The 6,123-nt window shown below is 52.0% G+C and carries 4 protein-coding genes; 1 reads left to right on the forward strand and 3 read right to left on the reverse strand.

Annotation, left to right across the window (positions count from 1 at the left end; all coding sequences use genetic code 11):
• Positions 1-15 precede the first annotated feature (15 nt).
• Complete coding sequence (locus HOJ95_02015) at positions 16-1,008, forward strand: tripartite tricarboxylate transporter substrate binding protein (protein MBT6393457.1); 993 nt, start codon at positions 16-18, stop codon at positions 1,006-1,008.
• 120 nt (positions 1,009-1,128) lie between these two features.
• Here the strand turns inward: HOJ95_02015 and HOJ95_02020 are convergent, their stop codons facing one another.
• The 3 genes from HOJ95_02020 to HOJ95_02030 form a co-directional block, all read right to left on the reverse strand.
• On the reverse strand, positions 1,129-2,859 hold the full coding sequence (locus HOJ95_02020; GenBank protein ID MBT6393458.1) for an FAD-binding protein: 1,731 nt from the start codon (positions 2,857-2,859) through the stop codon (positions 1,129-1,131).
• 972 nt (positions 2,860-3,831) lie between these two features.
• Complete coding sequence (locus tag HOJ95_02025; protein MBT6393459.1) at positions 3,832-5,121, reverse strand: copper oxidase; 1,290 nt, start codon at positions 5,119-5,121, stop codon at positions 3,832-3,834.
• Between the two features lie 77 nt (positions 5,122-5,198).
• On the reverse strand, positions 5,199-6,123 hold a 925-nt coding region (locus HOJ95_02030; protein MBT6393460.1), incomplete at its 5' end, for a TolC family protein.

The following is a 6,123-nucleotide window of genomic DNA, read 5'->3' on the forward strand; positions in this document are numbered from 1 at the left end:
CAGGGAGGAAAGGCAATGAGTAAAATCAAATGGCGTTTCGCTTTTGCAGTTGTACTGTCTATGTCGCTTCTTTTCATGGGAACGACTACAGCCGATGCGGCGAAGAAATTTCCGTGGAAGCCGATTAAATTGATCGTTGCCCTGGGTGCTGGCGGTGGTCATGACTTGAATGCGCGGGCCGTGGCAAGTGTCGCCTATACGTATCTGGGCCAGCCCATGATCGTTCAGCTCATGCCCGGCGCTGGCGGCAAGATCGGTATGGGTGCGTTGAAAAGAGCCAAACCTGATGGCCATACACTGATGATGGCATCGTCATCCCACCTTTCGGTTAGCCCGCATGTCCGCAATATGGGCTACGATTCCTTCAAAGACTTTGAGTACGTCTATCTGTTTACTAAAGCCGACTACATGATGGCGGCGTTGGCGTCGCAGCCATGGAAAAATTTCAAGCAATTCAAGGCCTTTGCGAAAAAGAACCCCGGAAAGTTGAGCTATGGTTCATCGGGCATTTTCGGTGTTGGCCACTTGATGCTCTTGAAGGTGATGGCTGACGCGGGAATTAAATTAAAACATATCCCCTTTAAAGGCGGGGGCCCCGCTTATCGATCCGGCCTGGGTGGCCATATCGATACCTTCGGTGCGCTTCCGGCCACGGGCGGAACTTTGGGCCGGTATCGAAGGGGACAGGTTCAAATTCTGGGCATTTCCGCCGAAAAACGGAACAAGCTATTTCCCAAAGTGCCTACATGGCGTGAGCAAGGGGTGGATTTTGTTCTTGCCTCGAAGCGTTTTGTCATCGGCCCTAAAGGAATTCCCCAGGAAAATATTGACACTTTGGTGAATGGTTTCAATAAGCTGGTAAAAGACAAAACTTACAAAAGACTACTCAGCAAAATGGGCGACAAGCCTACCCCGATTTCGGGGGACGCTCTTAAGAAAAATATTCAAGAAGAATTTGCGGCGTATGGGAAAATTTTGAAGAGCGTCGGCGCGACGAAGAAAAAATAAACTTGTGTTGATGGGGTGTCCGTTTCGGGCGGATTCATAACCCATATTCTAATTTGCGGTTGGATTCCCACTGCCGACGCCTCCCTCCCGGGGGGCGTCGGTTTTTTTTAATCTTGATTCTCAAGCAGGCGCGGGAGCCGAGAAGTTTTCCTCAACAATAGCGTCGATACGCGTTCTGACCTCGCCGGGTTTCTCGCCCTTGAAGGCGACCAGGTTGACCTTCCAGTTCTCGTCATCCTGCTCGGAGAAATCGTAGCGTACGTGCCCCCCTCGGCTTTCCGTGCGCAAAAGAGCGGAGGTTCCGATCATGGAGGCCACATCGATCAAATTTTCGGTCTCAATGATGTTCATGAGCTCCTTGAAGCGTTTTGGCTCGGCTTCGCTCTCGAGGTAAACGGAGTGGGCCTCTTGGCGAAGCGCCTTCAGGCGAGCGAGGCCTTTCAGCAGGCGCTCCTCGGAGCGAACTTGGCCAATGTTGTTGTAGACATTTTCCTGGAGCGCGAGGCGGAACGCCTCGGGGCTCATGCCGCCAGAGGCGGACTCGCGCTGGGCAAGCGAGGCGCGAACTTCCTCTGCTGCGCTTTTGGGGATGGCGGGCGATTTCCTTTCCGCCGCTTCCCGGGCGGCTGTCCGTCCTGTGCGCGAGCCGAAAACAAAGCTATCGGCAAGCGCGGCCCCGGCCAGGCGATTAGAGCCGTGGACCCCGCCTGTCGCCTCGCCGCCAGCGTAGAAGCCTGGAAGCGTGGTGTGTCCATGTTCATCGATTCGCAGCCCGCCGAGAAAAGTATGCGGACAACTACAGACCTCAAAGGGCTCTTTGTGCAGATCAACCCCGGCATTCTTGAAGGCCCTTGAGATGTTCTCTCCTTTTTCACCTACCGCACCGATAGCATCTCTAACATCAAAATAGATGCAGCCATGATCCGTTCCGCGTCCCTCGAAGACTTCGGTGCCGATTCCGCGGTTGATGACTGAGCGATGTCCATTCTCATAGACACCATCCTTCGCATCAGGATTATAGCGCTTCATGAAACGCTCGCCGTCGCGGTTGAGGAATTGTCCCCCCGCGGCAAGGAAAGTATGGCTGTTGCTGCCATAGCCTTCCATCTTTTCCGGCCAGCCTGTCGTTAGAACGTAATCGATCATTTCCATGTCAATAAGCTCGGCGCCCGCTCGGAGACCCATGGCGTAGCCGTCTCCGGTTACCTGTGGCGGCGAGTCGTTTATTCGGTGTAGCTGGGGCGCGCCGCCCGTACAAAGAACGGTGCTTTTGGCCCGGATGGCGATGAATTTTCCCTCCCGGTGTTTAAAACCCCAGGCACCCACTACGGTTCCGGTGGCATCTTTGAGCAAATCCACCAAAAAAGAATTGTTGTGCACCTCGATGCCCAACTCTTTCACCCTCGTCGATAGAATTTTCATCAAGGGCTTGCCCATGCCGGAGACGCAATGCAAAAGGCGGGGATAGATCTCGCCCGGGCTGTACTCCTGGTCATATTTGTCCACATCGATTTTCACAAGACCCAGACCCCATGAATCGATGGTGTAGGTCCGCTCGATAACCTCTTCGGCCATAATCCGTGCCAGGCGCTGATTGTTGATGCCGTAGCCCCCTGAGATGATTTCTTTCCAATGCTCATAAGGGTTGTCTCGGGAATCCACATGGCCGAGAGGGGCCGCATATCCTCTTCTGGCCATGGAGGAGCTCCCCGCGGGGAATGTCGATTTGGTGAGCAACATTACATGAGCGCCAGCGAGATGGGCCTCATGGGCGGCCATCATTCCGGCCACCCCGCCGCCAATCACGAGGACATCACATACGAGCTCGTCGAATTGGGTGAAGTTCAACATGGAAAAAATTCCTCTCTTGTCTCATTGATGAGGGGTGGGGAGTTGGAGTTCTTTACGCGGCGCCTCTGCTGATATGGTGCCTCGCCACCTTTATATCTTGTCGTGATGAATATCGGGAAGAATCCTGCCCGAGAAAAATACATTTGTAAATATTTGATTAAATTGGCGGGAATGCGTGGGAGTCGAACCCACCTGCGAAGGGTTTAGCCCCGCACACTGGATTTGAAGTCCAGAAATTCTAAAACCGGGGAAACACGGGGATTCGCGGGGAAAGCCGGGTTAAAAACCTACAAAATATCCCGGAAAACACAAAAGATACCTGGAAAAACCCATAAAAACCCGGAAAAATAATGGAAAATGGCGAGGAAATCAGGAGCCAAAAATAATTCCTTGGATCAGAAGACACCTAGGGGATTTTATACAGCACAATTACAGCACAACATGAATGGCGAATTTGAAAGATTTTGAAGCCAACTATGGGTTCTTCCGTCGTGTATTTACTGGGTCGCCGTACTGGCCGCAGGCGAGCCCATATTGTGCTTCGTAAAAAGTGGACCCCATCTAGATTGAATAACTACTATAAGAAGGTCGCCTGATGAGACCCAAGCGTGGCGTCCTGGCCCAGCCAATTTCATGGTAGGTTCGTCCGGCCGGAAACTCTTGAATATCCAGCGTTTGTGATGACCTTTTAGGTCCACTAGCAAGGATTCTTTCAGAGGCTGTCATGGCCGTGAAGCAGGCCTGTCCACGCCCCCCCCTCCCGTCCTATTTAATTACAGGTTCGAGTCTTGAATACCTGTTTGAATGGTATTTTATTAGATTTCAAAAGCATTGAATTTTTAAGGGGTCGAATTATTAAGGAGCACCGCCGGTTATTTGGCGGGGAGGCCAGAGGAGAATAGTCATGGCGCTTTATTGGGAAATGGGCCGCCCTGTACACGACTGGGAGGGCGGCCCATCGTTCCCCAACAATCAATTAGACGAGACTCGGCTCGCAATCGTCCCTTTGGGGTGCTTGTACCAACCAGGATCATTGTAGTTGGTGATGTCGTCTCGCACTTTCAGTACAGTGAACATACCGCCCATCTCGATGTTGCCGAAGGGCCCTTTGCCCATCATCATGGGCAAAGTGTTCTTCGGTCCGGGCATGTAGCTCGCCATGTCTTGCATATCCCCCATGCCCGTCTCACCCATGGCCATATAACCCGGTATAAGCGCACGAATATTTTGTTCTGTCTCACCTTGATTGACTTCGGTGAGGTTGGGAATTTCGTGACCCATGGCATTCATGGTGTGGTGGGATTTATGACAATGCATGGCCCAATCTCCTGCGATATCCGCGACAAACTCAATGTCACGTGTGCTGCCAACAGGAACGGGAACCGTGGTCTGGGGCCATTGGGCTGATGGCGGGATAGGCCCTCCATCGGTGTGCGTGATTTTGAAAGAATAACCATGCAAGTGGATTGGATGTTGGTTCATGCTCAGGTTCCCGAAACGCATACGCACACGTTCGCCAGTGCGCACGACAAGGGGCTCGATAGCCGGATACACTTTGCCATTCATCGTAAACATATTGAAATCGAGCATTACAGACGGATCCGGTCGATATGTTCCAGGATGAACCGCCCATTCATGGAGCATGATCGAAAAATCGCGATCTGCAGAATTTATTTCTCGTTTTTTCGGATGGACGATAAACATTCCCATCATCCCATATGCCATTTGGACCATCTCATCCGCATGAGGGTGATACATAAATGTACCGGCATCTTTGAGAAGGAACTCGTAGGCGAAGGTCTCCCCCGGCTTGATATGTGGCTGAGTCAATCCGCCTACGCCGTCCATCCCGCTGGGAAGTAGAATCCCGTGCCAGTGGACAGTCGTATGCTCCTTGAGGCGATTGGTCACCAAGATACGGACGCGGTCACCTTGCACAGCCTCGATGATAGGACCGGGTGATTCGCCGTTGTAACCCCAGCACTTGACTTTCATCCCAGGGGCGAAATCACGATCGACCGGCTCTGCGAAAAGATGATATTCCTTGACTCCGTTTTTCATCGTCCAAGGGAGGGAACTTCCATTGGGAATGACGACCGGTGTATGTCCCGTATTCCCCCCTCCGAGAATAGTACGACCAAGGGAAGTTTTTTGAGTCGGTAGTCCACCTTGTGGATGAGCATCTGCGCGGGTAAATTGCGCCAGGCTTCCTAGCATTGCAGCAACTCCGGTGGATGCAATAAATTTTCTTCTGGAAATCACGAGGATTCTCCTTCAGTTTAGTTGTTTTTCGATTTCAAAAAAGCGCCGGTTCCATGTTATTGCGCCGACATTGCTGTCTATCCTTTTGATTCCTTCTCCCCCGGCAACCGACCACCCACAGCAAGCCGTAGCTTCGCCCGAGTGATCCAATAGTCTCGAATCGCTTCAATGTAAGCTTGATACACATCAAATTCGTTTTGCTTTGCAGCGATCAAATCAAATATTCCGGTGAGCATAAAATTGTATTTTTTGAGTGTAAGGGCCACAATGCGTTCTCGAACGGGAATCATAACTTTGCGGTGGTGTTCAATTAGGTTTCGCTGGGCAACGAGATGGTTACGAAGATCCCGAACGTCGGAACGGATTTCTATCGCTTGCGCTTCGTACTTTAGCTCACTTTGCCGCAACTGAGATTCCAGGCGCGAAAGTTTGGTCTGGCCTTGATGGAAGATGGGTAACTCGAATTTCAAAACCGGACCTAGTACCCATCCGCCATGTGTTTCCCGCTCCGTACTGACTCCGATCTCCGCCGAACCTATCCCACCCTGCTGGCGCGCAATCGAGAGGGCATGTGCGATGGTCTCACTTTCTTGGCGAGCGGCACCTAAATCGAGTCGCTGTGCCACGGCAAGAGCTTCCAGTCGAGCGAGATCCATTTCGTTCTTGGGGGGAGCAGGGAGTTGATTCTGGACTTTCCAGTTAATATCCTTGCCCCATAAACTCAAAAGAGTAGAGAGTCGCTCTCTGGTAGAAAGCGCCTCGGTTTCGGCTTTTGCCCATTCGATTCGGGCGCTCTCATAAGCACCTTGCTGATTGGCGAGATCGAGATCGCTGAGGTTGCCCGCTTCATACATCCTCTTCGAGAGTTCAAAAGACGATTTCGCACCTTTGCTGATTTCCTGCCGCACTCCAGCCAACTGTTTTGCCGCTACAGCCGTGTAGTAGGCAGATTGAACTTCGGAGACGAGCCGAAATACTTCGTTTCCGACCAAAAGTTTGGCG

Source organism: Nitrospinaceae bacterium, from assembly GCA_018669005.1.
Lineage (GTDB): Bacteria > UBA8248 > UBA8248 > UBA8248 > UBA8248 > UBA8248.

Coding starts and splice junctions, on each gene's coding strand:
- HOJ95_02015 (MBT6393457.1), top strand. CDS start 16: ATGAGTAAAATCAAATGGCGTTTCGCTTTTGCAGTTGTACTGTCTATG.
- HOJ95_02020 (MBT6393458.1), bottom strand. CDS start 2,859: ATGTTGAACTTCACCCAATTCGACGAGCTCGTATGTGATGTCCTCGTG.